Origin of the sequence: Synechococcus sp. MIT S9452, from assembly GCF_047304245.1 — a bacterium.
Taxonomy (GTDB): Bacteria; Cyanobacteriota; Cyanobacteriia; order PCC-6307; family Cyanobiaceae; genus RCC307.
Map to the genome: position 1 here is coordinate 492,390 of NZ_CP138956.1, position 18,567 is coordinate 510,956.

General features: G+C 58.6%; 21 protein-coding genes. 15 read left to right on the forward strand and 6 right to left on the reverse strand.

The features are described from left to right. Positions 1-23: 23 nt before the first annotated feature. Positions 24-1,469, forward strand: a complete 1,446-nt coding sequence (locus SIB46_RS02550) for a glycoside hydrolase family 13 protein (RefSeq protein ID WP_413297690.1) — start codon at positions 24-26, stop codon at positions 1,467-1,469. Here SIB46_RS02550 and SIB46_RS02555 read toward each other — a convergent pair. Continuing rightward, positions 1,453-2,622, reverse strand: a complete 1,170-nt coding sequence (locus tag SIB46_RS02555) for a saccharopine dehydrogenase NADP-binding domain-containing protein (protein WP_413296987.1) — start codon at positions 2,620-2,622, stop codon at positions 1,453-1,455. The two genes, SIB46_RS02550 and SIB46_RS02555, sit on opposite strands and share 17 nt — an antisense overlap. 3 nt (positions 2,623-2,625) lie before the next feature. Beyond that, complete coding sequence (chrA, locus tag SIB46_RS02560) at positions 2,626-3,813, reverse strand: chromate efflux transporter (RefSeq protein WP_413296988.1); 1,188 nt, start codon at positions 3,811-3,813, stop codon at positions 2,626-2,628. A 99-nt stretch (positions 3,814-3,912) separates the two neighbouring features. Between chrA and SIB46_RS02565 the strand changes: the two genes are divergently transcribed. Beyond that, complete coding sequence (locus SIB46_RS02565; protein ID WP_413296989.1) at positions 3,913-4,170, forward strand: hypothetical protein; 258 nt, start codon at positions 3,913-3,915, stop codon at positions 4,168-4,170. Between the two features lie 87 nt (positions 4,171-4,257). Here SIB46_RS02565 and SIB46_RS02570 read toward each other — a convergent pair whose 3' ends face one another. Then, entirely contained in the window at positions 4,258-5,568 is a 1,311-nt protein-coding gene (locus SIB46_RS02570; protein WP_413296990.1) for an MSMEG_0569 family flavin-dependent oxidoreductase, read from the reverse strand. Positions 5,569-5,738: 170 nt separating this feature from the next. Here SIB46_RS02570 and SIB46_RS02575 point away from each other — a divergent pair, with 170 nt between their 5' ends. The 9 genes from SIB46_RS02575 (at position 5,739) to SIB46_RS02615 (ending at position 12,693) form a co-directional block, all read left to right on the forward strand. Further along, complete coding sequence (locus tag SIB46_RS02575; protein ID WP_413296991.1) at positions 5,739-6,221, forward strand: MSMEG_0572/Sll0783 family nitrogen starvation response protein; 483 nt, start codon at positions 5,739-5,741, stop codon at positions 6,219-6,221. 18 nt (positions 6,222-6,239) lie between these two features. After that, positions 6,240-7,235, forward strand: a complete 996-nt coding sequence (locus SIB46_RS02580) for a Nit6803 family nitrilase (protein ID WP_413296992.1) — start codon at positions 6,240-6,242, stop codon at positions 7,233-7,235. Further along, positions 7,228-8,319 carry an MSMEG_0568 family radical SAM protein gene (locus SIB46_RS02585; protein ID WP_413296993.1) on the forward strand — a complete coding sequence of 364 codons (1,092 nt, stop codon included), beginning with the start codon at positions 7,228-7,230 and terminating at the stop codon, positions 8,317-8,319. Before SIB46_RS02580 ends, SIB46_RS02585 begins: the two co-directional genes overlap by 8 nt. Before the next feature lie 5 nt (positions 8,320-8,324). After that, on the forward strand, positions 8,325-8,942 hold the full coding sequence (locus SIB46_RS02590; protein ID WP_413296994.1) for an MSMEG_0567/Sll0786 family nitrogen starvation N-acetyltransferase: 618 nt from the start codon (positions 8,325-8,327) through the stop codon (positions 8,940-8,942). Continuing rightward, complete coding sequence (locus SIB46_RS02595; protein WP_413296995.1) at positions 8,939-9,931, forward strand: sll0787 family AIR synthase-like protein; 993 nt, start codon at positions 8,939-8,941, stop codon at positions 9,929-9,931. The genes SIB46_RS02590 and SIB46_RS02595 overlap by 4 nt, the downstream gene beginning before the upstream one ends. Before the next feature lie 38 nt (positions 9,932-9,969). Then, a complete protein-coding gene (locus SIB46_RS02600) occupies positions 9,970-10,251 on the forward strand; it encodes an MSMEG_0570 family nitrogen starvation response protein (protein WP_413296996.1) in 282 nt (93 codons plus the stop codon). A 129-nt stretch (positions 10,252-10,380) separates the two neighbouring features. Next, a complete protein-coding gene (locus tag SIB46_RS02605) occupies positions 10,381-11,163 on the forward strand; it encodes an ATPase (RefSeq protein WP_413297691.1) in 783 nt (260 codons plus the stop codon). 4 nt (positions 11,164-11,167) lie between these two features. Beyond that, a complete protein-coding gene (locus SIB46_RS02610) occupies positions 11,168-11,983 on the forward strand; it encodes a metallophosphoesterase family protein (RefSeq protein WP_413296997.1) in 816 nt (271 codons plus the stop codon). Beyond that, positions 11,983-12,693: a phosphoesterase gene (locus SIB46_RS02615; RefSeq protein ID WP_413296998.1), complete on the forward strand. Its 711-nt coding sequence runs from the start codon at positions 11,983-11,985 to the stop codon at positions 12,691-12,693. The genes SIB46_RS02610 and SIB46_RS02615 overlap by 1 nt, the downstream gene beginning before the upstream one ends. An 8-nt stretch (positions 12,694-12,701) precedes the next feature. Here SIB46_RS02615 and SIB46_RS02620 read toward each other — a convergent pair whose 3' ends face one another. Together SIB46_RS02620 and SIB46_RS02625 are read right to left on the reverse strand one after the other, a co-directional pair. Then, complete coding sequence (locus tag SIB46_RS02620) at positions 12,702-13,598, reverse strand: LOG family protein (RefSeq protein ID WP_413296999.1); 897 nt, start codon at positions 13,596-13,598, stop codon at positions 12,702-12,704. A 14-nt stretch (positions 13,599-13,612) separates the two neighbouring features. Continuing rightward, positions 13,613-15,001, reverse strand: coding sequence for a PhoH family protein (locus SIB46_RS02625; protein WP_413297000.1), 1,389 nt, complete (start codon positions 14,999-15,001; stop codon positions 13,613-13,615). A gap of 212 nt (positions 15,002-15,213) precedes the next feature. Here SIB46_RS02625 and SIB46_RS02630 point away from each other — a divergent pair, with 212 nt between their 5' ends. After that, positions 15,214-15,924 carry a rubrerythrin family protein gene (locus tag SIB46_RS02630; protein WP_413297001.1) on the forward strand — a complete coding sequence of 237 codons (711 nt, stop codon included), beginning with the start codon at positions 15,214-15,216 and terminating at the stop codon, positions 15,922-15,924. A gap of 7 nt (positions 15,925-15,931) precedes the next feature. Here SIB46_RS02630 and SIB46_RS02635 read toward each other — a convergent pair whose 3' ends face one another. Then, a complete protein-coding gene (locus tag SIB46_RS02635) occupies positions 15,932-16,642 on the reverse strand; it encodes a 16S rRNA (uracil(1498)-N(3))-methyltransferase (RefSeq protein ID WP_413297002.1) in 711 nt (236 codons plus the stop codon). A 48-nt stretch (positions 16,643-16,690) separates the two neighbouring features. On the opposite strand from SIB46_RS02635, the gene SIB46_RS02640 reads away from it, so the two are divergent. From SIB46_RS02640 to SIB46_RS02650, 3 genes are read left to right on the forward strand one after another with little or no spacing between them, the layout of a single operon-like run. Beyond that, complete coding sequence (locus SIB46_RS02640) at positions 16,691-16,816, forward strand: hypothetical protein (protein ID WP_413297003.1); 126 nt, start codon at positions 16,691-16,693, stop codon at positions 16,814-16,816. Continuing rightward, the gene (locus tag SIB46_RS02645; protein WP_413297004.1) at positions 16,809-18,230 is read left to right on the forward strand and encodes a sodium:solute symporter family transporter; all 1,422 of its coding nucleotides are present in this window, start codon (positions 16,809-16,811) and stop codon (positions 18,228-18,230) included. Before SIB46_RS02640 ends, SIB46_RS02645 begins: the two co-directional genes overlap by 8 nt. Continuing rightward, a complete protein-coding gene (locus SIB46_RS02650; RefSeq protein ID WP_413297005.1) occupies positions 18,227-18,445 on the forward strand; it encodes a hypothetical protein in 219 nt (72 codons plus the stop codon). Before SIB46_RS02645 ends, SIB46_RS02650 begins: the two co-directional genes overlap by 4 nt. Positions 18,446-18,567: the final 122 nt, after the last annotated feature.

An 18,567-nucleotide genomic window follows, 5' to 3' on the forward strand; every position in this document is an offset into this window, starting at 1 on the left:
AGAAAGCAGCAGGCTCAACAGCATTGCCGCCACAAACGGCCTACAGCGATCCACCGGCTTGGGTGGGAGAGGCTGTGATTTATCAGATTTTTCCCGACCGCTTCCGGCGCAGCGGACGCGTTGATGAGCAGAACCTGCTGGCTTTGAAACCCTGGGGAAGCGATCCCACTGAACAGGGCTTTCAAGGCGGCGATCTCTATGGCGTGATCGATGCCCTCGATCACCTCCAATCAATGGGCATGAATTGCCTCTACCTCACACCAATCTTCAGCTCAGCCGCCAATCACCGCTACCACGCCTACGACTATCTCCAAGTTGATCCGCTATTGGGCGGGAACGAAGCCCTCGATGCCCTGATCGGCGCTGTGCATCACCGGGGCATGCGGATTGTTCTCGATGGTGTGTTCAACCACTGCGGCCGCGGATTCTGGGCGTTCCATCACGTGGTGGAAAACGGAGCAGCCTCCCCCTACCGGGATTGGTTCCACATCCAGCAATGGCCGCTTAAGCCTTATCCCAGCGGCGGGGAAAGCTGCGGCTACGACTGCTGGTGGGCGATCCCCGACCTGCCGAAGTTCAACCACGCCAACCCCGCCGTTGTGAACTACCTGCTGAGCGTGGCCCGCCATTGGCTGGAGCGGGGCATAGATGGCTGGCGCCTCGATGTTCCTGATGAGGTGCCGCAAAAGTTTTGGGTTGACTTCCGGCAGGCGGTGCGAGAGGTGAACGCCGATGCCTGGATCGTTGGGGAGATCTGGGGCGATGCACGCTCCTGGCTGCAAGGCGATCAGTTCGATGGGGTGATGAACTACCGCATCGGCTGGAGCACGCTCGGCTGGGCTGGAGGCGATGGCTTGCGCCAGAGCTACCAAAACCCGGACTATCCACTGCAACCCCGCAGCAGCGAGGAGTTACTCAACATCTGGAGTGCAACCACCGGTTGGTATCGGCCTGAGGTGAACCGGGCTCAGCTGAATTTGCTTGACAGCCACGATGTGCCCAGGGCTCTGCACAGCCTCAATGGCGATCTCAAGGCCTTGAAATTGGCGCTGCTTCTGCTGTTTCTGCAGCCAGGTGCGCCGTGCATCTATTACGGCACTGAAGCGGGCCTAGCGGGCGGGCCGAATTCAGAACTCTCCAGCGGGCCCGAGCCGGCCTGCCGAGAAGCCTTTCCCTGGGATCAAGCCTGGAGTGCCGATCTCAGCGCCTACATCCAGCAACTGGCAGAGCTCAGGCGCTGCTATCCGGTGCTGCAGCAGGGGGAGTTGAGCTGGCGCGCGGTTGGCAGCGATGGCTTGGTGGCAAAGGCCGTTGGGATGGAACTCTGGATCAACCGCAGCCGCCACGAATCCCTGGCTTTGCCCAATGCCCTAGCTAGCGCTGAGATGCTGTGGAGCACAGAAGAGAGCACAGCCGCAGCCGCAATTGCGGCGCAATCCGCTGCGATGCTGCTCACAACTCCCAAATGAGAGCCTTCTGGCGCACAACCTCGAGAATATTGCGCCGTGCCGCTGGCATCAGCTCAGCTGGGAACCACACGCCCGCTGGGATGGTGGATGCATCTGGGGATCCACTGCTGCGGCCGCGCAGAACTTCCAAGGCAAAGGCAGCGGTGGCCTGACCAACACACTCCTCCAGGCTGTGGTGCAAGCAGCGCAGGCTGAGGTTACCGCTGGCGCCATAGGCATCAATGCGCATGGCATTGGTGCTGCCAATAGCGGCATCAACGGCCCTGATCACCGGCATCGACACCAGCGAGAGAGCATGCATCGCCTGGCGGTTGAGTAGCAGCGATTTGGGCAGCTTCTGCATCGCTGCAAAGAGCTGGTTCCATAGCGCAGGTGCCGTGCCGAAGCGGGAGGAGCAATTGGCGATTTGCAGCGCCCCAGCAGTGCTGGGCACATCGGGGTTGTCGAGCAGGTAGCAGGCACGCCGGCCAACGCCAGTGCCAAAGTCGACGATGCGGCGCCCACTCCAAGCGGGTTGGCTGCAGATCGCACCAGCGGCCAAGGTGAGCGCATCACTGGCGAGCAACAAAAACGTGGCGCTGACGATGGTGGGCCCAGCCCCTCCAGTGCCTGCTGTGAAAAAGCTCAGCTCCAGCTGATCACAGGCGCCAGGGCCGCCCAAGCGATCCACAGCCTCAGCGGCCATCAAGGCACTGGCCCCCGGCCAGATGCCGCTCGAGACCACCGCAGCAATGCCGGCGGCGGCCGCCTTAGCGCTGAGCTGCTTGGCCTGCTGGCTCAAGGGCCACTCATCACAGATATCGCAATAGGGAACCCCTGCGGCGATGCAGGCCTCAAGCAACTTGGGCTGGCTGCGCCCTTGAAAGGGCCCAGCGGTGTGAACCACCAACTGGACCCCGCGCACGGCTGCGCTGAGCTGCTCCACCGAACGGCCCAGATCAATCTCAACAAAGGCCAAATCGGGCTGCTTCAGGCGCCGCTGGCTGGCCTGAAAACGGGAGAGGCTGCGACCACCGCTGGCGAGCTTCAGTGGCGATGAGCTGCCATCCGCTCGGCTGCTGAGCCGTTGCAGCCAGCGCAAGGTGGAGCCGCCCACCCGGCCGCTGCCGCCAACCACCAACACATCAATGGCAGCAGAGCAAGGCTTCGGCATCACTTAGGCAGGCAGCAGCAGCGCACCAACCAGAGCGCATGCGATCACCACCCGCCATGCCGGCTGTTTCCAGCCCACCAACAGCAAGAAGGCCACCAAGGCCAAGCAAAAATCAGCGACACCACGAATCGAGACTTGCCAGAGCGGTTGAAACAACGCCGCCAAAAGGATGCCAACCACCGCCGCATTGATGCCTTGCAGGGCACGCCGCATGGAACGCAAACGGCCCAGGTCGCTCCAAAAAGGCAGAACCCCACCCAGCAAGAGGAAAGCGGGAGTGAACAGAGCCATCAAGGCCAACAAGGCTCCGCTTACCCCATGCAGTCCGCCCTGCAGATCAAAACCCAAGAACGCCGAGAAGCTGAACATCGGCCCTGGAACCGACTGAGCCAAGCCATAGCCCGCCAAAAACTGATCGAGGCCAAGCCATCCCGGCGGCACGAGCGATTGCTCGAGCAGCGGCAGCACCACATGGCCGCCGCCAAACACCAGCGCACCAGCGCGCAAGAAGCTGCTCAACTGCTGAATCACCACGGGCCGAGCTGAAGCGCCCAGCCAGGGCAAAGCGAGCACCATGAGCCCAAACAATGCGAGCAACAGCACGGCAATCGATCGCCGTACAGGCACCTGCACCATCACCTGAGGTGAGGCTGCCGCTTGAGGAGATGCCAGCCAACTCAACCCAGCGAGAGCACCAGCAACCAAAGCCAAAACCTGAACCCAACTGGTCTGCACCAGCAGCACAAGCACAGCGGAGCCCACCATGACGCTGGCCCGCTGCGGATCTGGCGCTAGACGACGCTGCATGCCGACGACAGCCTGCGCCACCACCGCAACAGCAGCCACCATCAGACCTTGCAGCCACCGAGCCGACATCCAATCCGGATGGCTGCTCAACAGCGCTGCAGCCAGGATCATCAACACGGCCGAGGGCAGAGTGAACCCCAACCAAGCCGCCGCCGCACCAAACCAACCGGCGCGCAACAGGCCAATGCCCATGCCGACCTGGGAGCTCGATGGTCCTGGCAACAGGCTCGCCAGGGCCATCAAGTCGGCATAAGCCGTATCGGTGAGCCACCGCTCACGTTCCACAAATCGCTCACGGAAATACCCCAGATGGGCTGTAGGCCCGCCAAAGGAGCTGCAGCCCAGCAGCAAGAACTGGCGGAAGATCTCAAAAACAGAAGCCATCGGCGGCCTCCATGGCGTTCAAACCGTAGGGGCGGCGGTTTAAAGGCGGTCCATGACTCCAACGACACGGGAGACAATGGGGGCTTGCAGGCAGATGTCATGGCTGACCACAGCGACCAACAGCTCTCAGCTAGCGAGATGGTGCGGGCTCACACCTACCCACTGCTGGCCGCCATCAGCACAGTCAGCTTGCTGGCGATCACGGTGTTATTGATCCCCCAGGCGGTGAAAACCCATCGCTACAACCGCTGCATTGATGCTCAAGTGCAGATGCGGGTCGCCGTGAACCCGCAAGGCGCCACTTCTCCAGGAAAGTTGAACTACCTCAAAGCGGTGGAGCAATGCGAAGGGCGGTAAAAGCACGAACGCTCCGCCAATAGCGGAAATCGCCAAATAGTGGTGGCGCTCGCTTTTGCTCGTAACGCTCTCAGCAGAGAGGAGTTATCAGGAACCCAGAATGGCCGTGCATTCCAATCGCTCCTGGCTGGCATCGCGCCGCTGTAGACGATGGCTAATCAGATGAGCGAGGTAGTTGGCATCGTCTTTGATGCCACAAAACCGGCCCGAGCCCCAGGTATGCAGCCATGGCAAACCCAGGAAATACAGCCCAGTGCTTTGGGTAACACCGCGGTCATGGGCCGGTTGGCCAGATCCATCAAAGACTGGCACATCAATCCAGCTGAAATCACTGCGATAACCCGTACACCAAATGACCGATCCCAGTGCATCAGGGGTCAATGCTATGCAGGCATCTTGGGCTGGCGAGGGTTGCCACTTTGGTGAGTAAGCAGGCTCAAGCGGAGCATCTATGCCCTGCTGTTGAATCCAACTGTCGATGCTGCTGCGAATCCGGCAATAAACGGCGTCAGCCTGGTCGAGATTGCCGCCAAGGTCATCTGCAAAACCAATGTGATCTGAACTGATGGATGCCAGACGTCCATGCAGATCCATGCCTTCCAATGCTCGTTGACGCAAATCAATTTCACGGCCGCCATCACGACCGGTGAGATAGTGATTGGTCTTAGCCCGTACGCTGCGCGGATCAGCGTGATCACTGATGGGCATCGCGTAATAGCCCATTTGATCGAGCCAATCGACAACATCACGGCCGCGATAGCGGCGCGGGGAACGGGGAGCGCTACCCACGCTGAGATGGACCGTCCGGCCCGCTAAGAACAAGTCCTCAGCAATTTGGCTTCCCGACTGTCCACTTCCAACAACCAAAACAGGTCCGGCGGGCAGGGCATCAGGATTTCGGTAGTCCCGGGCATCAAGTTGCAAGAGAGATAGGGGTAGGCGTTCGGCCAATGGATGCCGGCGAGGCACGTGATAACCACCAGTGGCTACAACTACCTGTTCCGCCTCCAGCTCTCCCTCACTTGTGATCAGGTGATAGCCATTTCCATGAGACATCAGCCGTTGAACGGCAACGCCTTCACGGACATCACCGTTGGCATGGCGAGCAAACCGTTGCAGAAATTCCACCACTGAGGCCTTGTCCATGAACCCTTCTGGCTCTTGACCGTCGTAGGGAAAATCTGGCAAAGAGCACTGCCAGTTTGGCGTTACAAGGCAGAAGGAATCCCATCGTTGCTGATCCCAGGCGTATCCAATGCGATTTTTTTCCAATACCAATGGCCGGATGCCTCGCTGCTGCAGGGCATAAGCCACTGAGAGACCTGCTTGGCCAGCACCAATCACCACCACCGAGTGATGCGAAATCACAGCTGAAGTTCTTTCCACAGCGGGGGCCATCGAGCAATCAAGGCGCAAGTGGATTTCAATTCTATAAAGGGAGATTAATTCCAGCGAGCCGGATAAAAATCAGGGGCCGATCCTTTCCTTAAAGAGCCAGATTTGGTGACAAAAACAACATTTTTTATCCTCATCAAAGGGCCAGGCTTTCGTGGCTGAGGATTCTCTCTATGCCTGTTGTCGATCGCCCCTCTAACCAACCAGGAGACTTTCTTGTTGACTATGAGGAGAAAGTTTTCCCTGATTTAAAAGCTGAGCCTGGTGAAAAGGCACTCGTAACATTCCATACCGTCGCATTCGAAGGTTCGATTGGTTTGGTCAACCTGCTGCAGGCCAGCCGATTGATCAATAAAGGCTTTGAAACCTCGATCCTGCTGTATGGACCAGGTGTCACTCTCGGAGTGATGCGTGGTTTTCCCAAACTTGGCGACGCTGCTTTTGATGGGCACCTGAACTTCAATGCCCGGCTTCAAAAGTTCATGGATCAAGGGGGCAAGGTGTATGCCTGCCGATTTGCTCTCCAGGCGCTCTATGGACATGGGGAGAAGGCATTGATGCCTGGCATCACCCCGGTAAATCCACTCGATGTTCTCGACATTGTTTTGATGCATCGCAAGGACGGCGCTTTCATCCTCGACACCTGGACGCTCTGATTCACCAGAGAAGACGTCATGGTGACCACAGTAAAAGTTGCTGCTGCTCAGATCCGTCCAGTGCTGTTCAGCCTGGATGGATCACTGCAGAAAGTGCTCGATTCGATCGCTCAAGCAGCCTTCGAGGGGGTGGAGTTGATCGTTTTTCCGGAAACGTTTCTGCCGTACTACCCCTACTTCTCGTTCGTCGAGCCGCCGGTGCGCATGGGCAAGCCCCACCTCGCTCTCTACGAGCAGGCGGTCGTTGTTCCGGGTCCAACCACCAAAGCTGTCGCTGCGGCAGCGCGTCAATACGGCATGCAGGTGCTGTTGGGAGTCAATGAGCGAGATGGAGGCACGCTCTACAACACGCAGCTGCTCTTCACTAGCAGTGGCGAGCTGGTTCTCAAGCGGCGCAAGATCACACCCACCTATCACGAACGAATGGTGTGGGGTCAAGGCGATGGAGCTGGCCTCAAGGTGGTGCCAACCCCAGTGGGTCGTATCGGTGCTTTGGCCTGCTGGGAGCACTACAACCCATTGGCTCGATTCGCCCTCATTGCGCAGGCAGAAGAGATCCATTGCGCCCAGTTCCCCGGATCGCTCGTTGGGCCGATCTTCACTGAGCAAACCGCAGTCACCATGCGGCATCACGCCTTGGAAGCGGGATGTTTTGTGATCTGCTCAACCGGCTGGCTTGACCCCGAAGACTATGGGTCGATCACGGCTGACACGACGCTCCATAAAGCTTTTCAAGGGGGCTGTCACACCGCAGTAATCAGCCCTGAAGGCAAATATCTTGCCGGCCCGCTCCCCGATGGGGAAGGCCTGGCGATCGCTGAACTCGACATGGCACTGATCACCAAGCGCAAGCGAATGATGGACAGCGCTGGGCACTACAGCCGACCTGAGCTGCTGTCACTACGAATCAATCGCTCCCCTGCGGTGCTGATGCAGGAGCTATCAGGAGACTCCATCGCTACTGACTCTGCTGGCGCTTCTGAAGTCAGCCTGGAGGAGCTCAACCATGTCTGAACTGGGACGACTGGTCACTGAATTGCAGGTCAAAGGGGTGCGCGGTAAAGCCATTTCAGGCAACCGAGGACGACGCGGTGGTGCCGGCCCCTCGGACCACCGCGCCTTGCAACTAGACGGGACAACGGTGATGGTTCCCGTTCACAACAACGCCTCGGAGGAATCGCCCTACAGCCTGGAATCAACACGTGATGGACTGGCCATTGCAGGCATGCAGCAGGCCAAGGCAGCCACTGTTCGCACAAGCGACGAGCCTGCTTTTTACGGGCTCAGAACAGCCGATGGGATCCCCTATCGCTCAATCGCTTTGCTCCACAGCCGCGATGTCCTCGCCACTACGCTGCAACAGACCTGCATCCGATTCCGTGATCGCGCATCGTCTTGCCAGTTCTGCGCGATTGAACAGTCGTTAGACGATGGAGGCACGTTGGCTCGCAAGAGTCCAGAACAGGTGGCCGAGGTGGCTGAAGCTGCGGTGCGCCTTGATGGCGTGCAGCAGCTGGTGATGACAACAGGCACTCCCAACAGCAGTGACCGCGGGGCACGGCTGATGGCGGAAACGGCCATCGCTGTCAAACGTCGCGTCAACCTGCCGATTCAGGCGCAATGCGAACCACCCGATGATCCGATCTGGTTTGCGCGGATGAAACAGGCAGGGATCAGCAGCCTGGGCATGCATCTTGAAGTGGTTGAGCCAGAGGTACGCAAGCGCATCCTGCCCGGCAAATCTGAACTCACCCTGGAGAGGTATTACGACGCGTTTGCCAAGGCCGTGGCCATTTTTGGTCGTGGCGAAGTGTCGACCTACTTGTTGGCAGGCCTTGGTGATAGCCGTGAAGCACTGCTGGATTGCAGCCGGCATCTTATTGAGCTGGGGGTCTACCCCTTCGTGGTGCCATTTGTGCCAATTACTGGCACCCCGTTAGAGCACCACCCGAGCCCCTCAACCAATTTCATGGTGGACATCTACCAAGGAGTTGCCGAGTTGCTCAAGCAGGGCAATCTCCATTCTCAAAACATGTCGGCTGGCTGCGCCAAATGTGGAGCCTGTTCGGCTCTTTCCCTGTTTGAGCGAACTGACTAATCAACGTGTTCTGTCTGGACCCCAGCAGCAGCATCAGTTCTGCACCGCGTGCCTTTACTCCCTCGGTGCGCAGAGGCATTGGCATTGAGGCTGAGGATTTCCGCCTTTCACCGACGGCCAGCTCTGATTGGTTCTCGTTCCACCTGCTACACAACAACCAATCGTTGCTGAGGCGCTACTGGTCACTGCGTCAAAGCATCTTCTGCACTGAGCAGCTTGTGTTCCAATCCACCGATCGCGACGAGCTTGATCAAAGGGCTTATCCCATTGCTGCGTTGCATCACGGCAACAGCCCCATCGATGTCGTTGGCGTCGTGAGGATTGTGGAGACCCAACCACACCATTGGTTCGGTGGCCGGCTTGGCGTCCATCGGTCATTCCGCAGCCACAACCAGATCGGCAAAGGATTGATCTGGAAAGCGGTCACGACGGCCAACGGCTGGGGCTGCCAATGCTTTCAGGCCGCAGTGCAGATTCAAAACGTGCGATTTTTCCAACGCTTGCATTGGAGTTCCCTTGAAGAGATGGACATCCATGGCATCCGCCATCACCTCATGCAGGCAGACCTGAACTACTACACAGCTTCAGCGGAGCGCCGTCCCGCTGAAGCCATCACGGCATGAAGCTCGACGTTTTGGCTGATCAGCTACGCCAACAGAGTGGTCTGCTGGCCAAGCGCGATATCCAGGCTGCTGCACAGGTGTTGGATCATCTGCCGTTCCCTGAGCTCGGCAACGCTGGCATGCTCGGAGACGATGCAGCACTGCTGCCAGCGCAGAACGGACAACTCTTGCTGGCCTGTGAGGGGATGCAGCCCACTCTCGTGGAGGAAGACCCCTGGTTTGCAGGCTGGAGTTCAGTGGTTGTGAACTTGAGCGACATTGCTGCCATGGGGGGGCACCCCCTTGCGGTGGTGAACAGCGTGTGGAGTGCAACTGCAGACCAGCAGATCGCGATGTTGCAAGGAATGCAGTGCGCGAGCGAACGCTTTGGAGTGCCCATCGTCGGCGGCCACTCCAATCAACAGAGTCCTTATTTGGCGCTCTCGGTTGCCGTGCTTGGAGTTGCCAACGGACCGGTTCTCTCGGCCCGTTCCGCGCGCGCAGGCGATCAGCTGTGGTTACTCGCCAATCAACGAGGAACGTTTTATCGCCACTACCCCTTTTGGGATGCGGCTAGCGATGCCAATGCAGAGCTGCTGCGCTCCCATCTCGAGCTGCTGCCATCGCTGGCCGCGGAAGGCCTCATCCACGCTGCCAAAGACATCAGCATGGGTGGGATCACTGGAACTGCCGTGATGTTCGCGGAGGCCTGCGGACGCGCTCTCACCATTGAGCTCGATGCGGTTGAGCGGCCTCAAGGCGTTGCAGAACACGCTTGGCTGACCTGTTTCCCAAGCTTTGGCTTCCTCTTAGCTGTTGACCCAAGCCGCTCGACAGAGCTGAAGCAACGCTTGACGAACCAACCGGAACTGATCTGCTGCCGCATTGGCAGCTTCGGCGTAGGGCATGGCCAAGTGCTGCTACGACGCGACGACTGCATGGAAACGATCTGGGATGCCAACTTGACCCTCACGGGTTTTGGCTGTGCCAACGACGACAGCAACTGTTGACCCCGCCTCGGCAGGCTGAACAGTGTCGACAGGGATGAATGCCGGAAGTCTGTTTTCAACTGCAATGGCCTGATGGGCAGTGCAGCACCTTGTATTCCCCGTCGACCGTGATTCATGAGTATCTCAATCCTGGAGATTGCCTCACGGTCTCGCAGATGGAGGCCAGAGGCTTGCAAGCCCTGAGCGCCGCATCCGAACGGGTGCGTGCTCGCTACGGCTTTGCCTGTACTCGCACCGATGAAGAAAGTGCCCGGCTGCGCGAATGGGTGGCGCGTTATGGGCCCGAGGACAGCGTCAAAATCATTAGCCAGCTGGCCTAATGACAAGCCACTGAGGCCGTGATGCATGGACAACACAAGCCGCTGGCAACCAGAATGAGAATGGTTACCAGTGAGTCATCCAGTGGATTTTGAGCCGCTGGAGTTCAAAGCCACTCCATGACGACAAACGTGACGAGGACTTGGTTGGTGTCCGGGCCGCCAGGTTGCGGCAAGAGCAGCTGGATTCTCAAAGCGCTCAAAGAGCATGCTGGTCCTTGCGGTTATCTCCGCTTAGCCGGCTTCAGCGACGACGGCCTGATGCATGCGGACGACGGCTGCATCGATCTGGCTTACCTGCAAGACCAAGTTCCAGGTCTACGTGATCTAACCAAAGGCGATCTTGCTGAAATTCAGATCGAGGACAACTTCTTCGCCCTGATTGAACTGCCGGCGTTCAAACCGCCTGATGAATCTGGCCTAGACGGCATCGATCCTCGCGTCATGACGCAGCTTAGAACCATCAAGCTGCAACCCGATCGGGCCTTGCACTTCGGGCGCGACGAAGACCTCCCCAAAGAGGACACCCTGGAATTCACCCGGCTGGAGGCCTGGAGCATGGGCTTGGAGGGGTGCGTTTGGGATCCCAACAGCCTCAGCAGCTTTTGGTTTGAGTTGGTGAATGGGGCGTACGGGGATGTGTACCGGGCCAAGGCCTTGATGAACCTGCCCGATGGCCGCTCGTTTTTCTGCAATTGGATGGTGAGCCAAGGAGGTTCTCAATTCCTGCCATTGGAATCGGTGGCAGCACCCGATGGCAGACCCAAGCGTTGCTCAAGGCTGAGCGTGCAGGGCAAAGCCCTCGATGGCAGCGGCATCCAAACCACCATCGCCGACTGCCTACTCAGTGATGAGGTGCTCGAGCTCCACCAGGAGCCCCAGCGCCAACAAGCCGAACTCACCCAAGCCCTCTGATCCGATGAATACCGCCGTCATCTCTTGTTTGCATGCCAACCTCGCCGCCACTGAGGCGGTGCTGGCGGACATCGATCGCCAGGGGATTGAGCAAATCATCTGCCTGGGCGATCTGGTGGGCTATGGCCCGCAGCCCAATGAGGTGGTGGAGCTGATCCGCCAACGGCAGATCACCACCTGCCAAGGCTGCTGGGATGAGGACATCATCGATGGGCTCAATTCCTGCGAGTGCAGCTATCCCTCCCAACTCGCTGAGCGCCGTGGCCACCGCGCCCACCAATGGACTGACGCGCAGCTGAGTGAAGAGAACAAAGCCTTTTTGGCCTCATTGCCCATGACCGTGCGGCGCGAGCGGCTGCTGTTTGTCCATGGCAGCCCCAACAGCCAGCACGAGTATCTGCTGCCTGACATGGATGCCTTTGCCGCCCTAGAGCGTGTCGAGAGTTCCGGCGCCGACACCCTGTTCTGCGGCCATACCCACATGCCCTATGTGCGCGAACTCAGCGGTGGCTCGATTCAGGTGAAGGTGAAGCAGGCCGGTGAGGAAACAGCCAGCGAACGCAAACTCGAGCTGCCCATGCGGCGCATCGTGAATGCCGGCTCAGTGGGTGAGCCGCGCCATGGCAGCACCGAAGCCACCTATGTGATCCACCACGAGGACAGCGATGAGATTGAGATTCGCGAGGTGGCCTACGACATTGAACGCACCTGCCGGGCGATTGTTGACGGCGGACTCCCTGAGGTGTTCGCCTGGCGCTTGAGCCATGGCTTTGAGTACGCCGAGCGGGCCGACGATGCCTCCCACGTGTGTGAGCGCTGATGGAACGCTGGGCCCTGATTAGCGGACTCAAGGGAGACCTTGAGCTCTATGAGCAGATTCAACGGGATCTACAAGCCACCCGTGGGGTGAACACCCTTTTTGTGCTCGGTGATGTGATCAGCCCAGAACGCAACTGTGATGCGCTCTTGGACCGGCTGCAAAATCCCAAGCGGGGTGACCTGCGCGCCAACTGCATCTATGGCTGGTGGGAAGAACAACTGCTGGCTGAAACAGGGTTTCGGGGTGATCGCAAAGCCGATGCCTTGCGCCTCAATCATGGAGAGGAGGTTGTTGATGCCCTACTGCGCGCCGTTGATCCGGCGCACCTGCGCTGGTTGGTGTCGCTGCAGTTTGGATTTGTTGAATTGGACTGCGGCTTGATCCATGGCAGCTCCGCCGACATTGGCGATGAGCTCACCCCGGAGACATCGCCGCTGATCCTGATTGATCGGCTCACACGACTCGACGTCAACCGCTTGTTCACCGCCCGCAGCGCACAACAATTTCGCCTTGAGCTCACCGGTGGCGGGATCGATTCGCACGTGAAAGCCCTCGGTGGTGAACAGAAACAACAGCAGCCGGTGCCCAAACGCAGCGTGATTGGCATCGGAGCCGGGGCCCACTACACGCTCTATGACGCGGGCAGCGACCGCGTTGATTTCCTCAAGGCAGGGGTCAACAAACTTGCCAATCAACGCGGTTTCGGATAACTCCGCCGCTATGGCAGCTCTGGTGCAGCATCACGAATCAGAGCCCACGCTTCGGAAGGGGTTTCAGCGAATTGGATGAGATGGAGATCCTCATCATCAATCAACCCTGAGTCCGCCATAAACTCAAAATCAATCAGGCGTGACCAATAGTCTTTCCCATAGAGAATGATTGGCATAGCGTGCTTTGTACCGACTTGACGCAATGTCAGCACCTCGAATAATTCATCCAACGTTCCATACCCACCCGGAAACAAAACAGCACCGACAGAGCGCATCACGAAATGAAACTTGCGCAGCGCAAAATAATTAAATTTAAAACAAAGATTGGGTGTGATGTATGGATTTGGATACTGCTCATGGGGCAGTTGAATATTGAGGCCGACTGAGCGGCACCCTGCCTCAAAAGCACCACGATTGGCTGCTTCCATAATCCCAGGGCCACCCCCAGTCACGATCACATGGGATGAACAGCAAGGAGCTGAACTGTCTTCAGGCTGCCCATATCGAGACGCCAAAAAAGCAAATTCCCGTGCTGCGTCGTAGAACGAAGAGAGCTCCACAAGCCTCTGACAACGGGCGACAGTCCTCTGCAAAGTTGCTGACTCAGGATTGGCCTTTAATTGATTTAAAGCTGTTTCAAGATCTGCTTCTGCAAATTGCTGTTCCTTGAGGCGGGCTCCACCAAAGACGATGATCGTGGAAGTAATTCCAGCCTCTTCCAGCTGCAACTCGGGCTTGCTGATCTCCAAAAGCATCCTGACGCCTCGCATCGAAGAGCTATTGAGGAGCTCAAGATCTTCATGGGCAAGGCAATAAGTACTCGAATGAATGATCTGATCAAGATTGCGGTTGATCAACTCTTGATGATCACTTGAAAATTGAGAAGAACCAGATCCTGATGTCATCGGCAGCTCTAGGCTTACAACATATTTGCAGCGAGTTCGGCCAGAGGGCTTCGCTCACCACGGGTCAAGGTCATATGCCCCACCAAGGCCTGCCCCTTTAAGCGCTCGGCAAGCCAGGTCAAACCATTGCTTTCGGCATCAACATAAGGGTTGTCGATCTGATAGGGGTCACCAGTAAAAACAATTTTTGTGCCTTCACCAACACGGGTCACAATTGTTTTGACCTCGTGGGGCGTGAGATTTTGAGCTTCATCCACGACCATGAATTGATGGGGAATGGATCGACCACGGATGTAGTTAATCGCCTCCACTTCCAGCAAGCCCATCCCTCGCAAATCGGCCCAAGAGCTTTTTGGCCCGCCACCATGGCGGCGGCGGTCATCCTTCTGCTGATCCCCCATGGCATCACCCGTGAGGAAGTCGAGGTTATCCACAATCGGTTGCATCCAAGGGGCCAACTTCTCATCCAATGATCCGGGAAGGAAACCGATTTCTTTGCCAAGCGAGATGGGCGGACGGGTGACCAGCAAGCGGGCATAGCGATGCTCGTCTGCCACCTGATGCAAACCAGCCGCAATGGCCAGCAAGGTCTTGCCCGTACCGGCTTTACCCACAAGGGTGACCAGTTGGACGGAAGGATCCAGCAAGAGATCCAACGCAAAGCTCTGCTCGCGATTTCGTGGTTTGACACGCCCAAGGCGGGCACGCTTGAGCCACGTCAACGGTTCGAGTTCACCTGAATCCCCTCGTTGACGTCCGAGAAAGGTGTGATCTGAACGCTCAGCATCAACAAGCGTCACGCCCTCATTGGGTTGGAGTGATGCCACAGCGTCCGGCGGAAGGGCTTGAACCGAGAGGTTGCCGTTGTGATGCAGCTCATCGATCAAGCTGGCTGGAACCTCGACTTTCCTTGCGCCTGGGTAGAGGTCAGCGATGGCGACTTTGTCACTGGAATAGTCCTCTGCATCAAGTCCCACGGCGTCGGCCTTGATGCGCAAATTGGTGTCCTTGGTGATCAGCACCACCTCAGGGGGATCAGCGAGACCTTTCGAACGCATCTGTTCGAGAGCCACAGCCAGGATGTTGTTATCACCACCCCCGCCTTGGAGCTCAGGAGGCAATTGAGCCAAGGTCTCAGAGCGGCAGAACGCCACCTCAAGCGTGCCCTCACCACCGGGGATCAGTGGGACACCATCAGCCAGGTTTCCCCGCTGCCGCAAACCATCGAGAAGCCTCGCAACACGCCGGGAGTTGCGACCTTTTTCCGACGGATCACGCTTAAAGCGATCGATCTCCTCCACCACCTGAATCGGCAGCACTATCCGATCTGATCCGAAGCTGCTGGGAGCCTCCGGATCATGCAAAAGAACGTTGGTATCCAGTACGACGACTTTCTTGCTCATGGCAGACCTCCACCATGCTCTGCTTTCAAATTAATGCGGGAAAAACTGCCCTGAGCGCTTTGGACGCATCAATTCACTGCGCGCAGCTGAGCCTTGGGTCATGACCGAACCTCGCCAGGGCTTTTGAGGTTCGGTATCCACCCAGTCGCTTTTGAGCCAAAGCAGGGAGGTTGCTGTTAGCCCTTATGTAGCGAATGATTCGATGACCGTTGATGCCCGATACAACTTCAACCGGCGCCAATCTCGAAGCCGCCTTTGGTGGCGAGAGCATGGCCAACCGGAAATACCTCTTCTTCGCCGATGTGGCCCACACACTCGGCCATAACGAGCTCTCCAAGCTATTCCGCGAGACCGCAGCCCAAGAAACCGAGCACGCGTTTGCCCACTTCCGGCTGCTGCATCCAGAGCTGGATATCGCAGATCCAGCCAGCCTGAACGAAGAGCAAAAGCAGGCCGTTCTGGCCCGTTGCCTCGAGCTGGCGATTGAAGGCGAAACCTATGAATACACAACGATGTATCCCGGTTTTGCCGCCCAAGCCCGCCAAGACCGGGATGCTGCAGCTGAAGCGGAATTTGCCGAGCAAACCACTGAATCCAAAGAGCATGCCGGCATCTTTCGCAGTGCAGCCCGCAACTTCGGGCTGCTCACACCGATTGAGCACCACCACGCCGATCGCTACACCGCTGCTTTGCAAACCCTCCAGGGCCATGGAGGTGCTGGCTTGGCGGCAGAGCCGGTGGCTGGCCTTTGGATCTGCAAGGTTTGCTCGATGATCTACGACCCCAAAGACGGTGATCCCGATTCCGGCATTGCTCCGGGCACTCCGTTTGAAGACATCCCCGATGACTGGGTGTGCACCATCTGCGGTGCCCGCAAGGCGAGCTTTGTGCCCTACCGGCCCGTGGATCTCAAGGCAGCGTGAGCGCTCGCTAAGCGCCCAAGGCCAGGGTCGCCGTGAGGGCCGTATCGACGCTGAGGGTGCGCTCACCGAGATGAACGCGCTGGGCCACCACAGCGCAGGCCAGCTCAATTTCAAAGGGCACAAAGCCACCTTCGGGGCCCACCATCACCACGGCATGGCCGCCTGGCGCTGAAGCGAGCGCCAATGGCGCCCCTTGATCGGTGATCCAGCAGGGCCGGCCAGCGCACAACGCTGAGAGCTCGTCTTCCACAAAGGGGCGAAAGCGCTGATGCAGGTGAACCTGCGGAGCAACGGTGTCGCGCGCGCGCTCCATGCCGGCTTGCAGCGCCTCAGCCACATTGGCCGGCTTCAACAGCGGTGTTTGCCAAAAACTTTTTTCCACCCGCGCACTGTTGATCAGATGCAGCTGGCCAACGCCAAATTCAGCGGCGGTGCGAAAAATGCGGCGCAGCATTTTCGGCCGAGGCAAGGCCAGCACAACGTCGAAGCGATGGCGTGGTGGCGGCGGTTGAGCCAAGGCCACCCTCAGCTCAACAGCGTCGGCATCGAGTGCCGTGATCTCGGCTGTGCCTTGATGGCCGCCCACCAGGCCAACGCGAACGCTTTGCCCCACCACCGCCTTGAGCTGCTGCCGAATGTGATCAGCGCGGCGGCCCACCAAGCGCACCTGATCGGCACTACTCCAGGCGTCATCGGGCTGCAGCAGGATCAAATTCATGGCGCCAGCCGCAGCGTAAGGATGGAAACGGCTTGATCAGATCTGCCAATGCAGGAGTTCCATTGGGCCTTGCTGATCTTCATCACTGGAGGCCTGGTCACAGCGGCCACGGTGGTGATGATCATCCAAGGCCATCGCCGCTACGACGCTGAGTTGGGCGAGCGCCATGGCTGAGCCGTTCTTGGCACCCGGCATCGCCTGGATGCTGGTGGTGGTGTTCTCGGTTCTGTGGATTGCTCTCGGAATCTGGTGGGGACGCCAAGGAAAAGGCGATGCCGATGAGTTCATGCTCGCCGGGCGCAACATCGGTCTGGCCCTGAGCACAGCAACGTTGATGGCGTCGTGGGTCACTGGCAACACAACCCTGCTGGCGCCGGAATTTGGTTACCGCAATGGCCTCTGGGGGATGTTCAGCTACGCCCTGGCCGGCCTTGGGCTGATCCTGTTTGCACCGTTGGCCCTGCGCATCAAGGATTTGATGCCAACAGCGCGTACCAGTGGCGACTTCATTCGCTTGCGATACGGCCGCGCAGCCTGGTGGGTGTTCATGGTGATTACAGCGATTTACACCCTTGGCTTTTTGATCACCCAAGCCATGGGGGCTGGAATCCTGCTGGAGGCTCTCTCCGGTTTTGACTACCGCCTGGGCATGGTGGTGGTGATTGGGGTGTCGACGATCTACACCCTGTTTGGCGGCATGCGCGCGGTGGTGGGCACCGACTTCATTCAGTCGCTGCTGATCATGGTGTTGCTGCTGGTGGTGGCGGCGCTGGCCTACATGCGCTTCCCCAGCAGCGAGGTGCATCAGGCGTTGGTGGCCAGCCACCCGCAGCGGCTCAACCTTTTGCTGCCAGCGGGCCTTCTGATTGCTTGGAACTCCGCCCTGTTCTCGATGGGAGAGGTGTTTCATAGCAACATCTGGTGGTCGCGGGTGTTCGCCTCACGCCGCACTGTGGTGTTCCGCTCGTTTGTGTTGGGCGGTTTGGGCTGGATGACGATTCCGATCGTGACCGGATCGATCGGCTTGTTGGCCCTGGCGAGCAAGCTCGAGGTGCCCCAGGTGAACATGGTCTTCCCAGTGATGACAGCTCAATTACTGGGGGCTGGCGGTGCGGCGTTGGTATTCATCGTGGTCTTCGCCTCGCTCACCTCAACGCTGGATTCCCTGCTCGCCTCAACAGCGGATTTGTTGGCGGAAGACGTGTTCCTCAAGCTGCTCAAACCAGAAGCCAGCGACCGGGAGCTCAAGCTCGCCACCCAGTGGATGGTGGTGCTGTTGGGCGGTCTGACGCTGCTGCTCTCCTGGCCGCGATTGGATTCCCTCGCCAGCGTGCTGTTCTTCACCGGCGCCTTGGTGGCCTCAACGGTGTGGCCGGTGGCCTGCGGGCTCTATTGGCCTTCAGCGAGCCGCAGCGGTGCCATCGCCGCCATGCTCGCCGGAACGGCCTGCGGCCTGGCGGCCTACTGGCTGATTGCTCCCTACTGCGCCGCGGTGCTGTCGGCGGCTGTGTCGGCGGTGGTGATGATCGTGGCCAGCCGGTTTTGGCCAGCTGAATTCCGCTGGTCCCAATTGCAGGAGGAAGCATGAAGCGTCGTTCCTGGTTGTCGCTCAGCGGGCTCAGCAGCTTTGTTGCCATTGCAGTCCACGCCTCCGAGCAAGAGGCGCCCTCAACACCGAGCTGGGAGGTGGGAGCCGAAGGATTCCGCTGGATTGTTTACGGCGGATTGTTTGGGCTTTTACTCGCCACGGTGGTTTTATTGGCGATCTGGCTTCGGGAATGGCAGAAGGGAAAGCTCTGGTGACATCGCCGACACCAAGCGTCATCAACTAATCCATATTTTCTGCTGCGCAGGCTGTTGCCATATGAGCCATCACGCTGCGTCCAAGTAACTCTCGATACTGAAATATCAATGCACTGAATAAC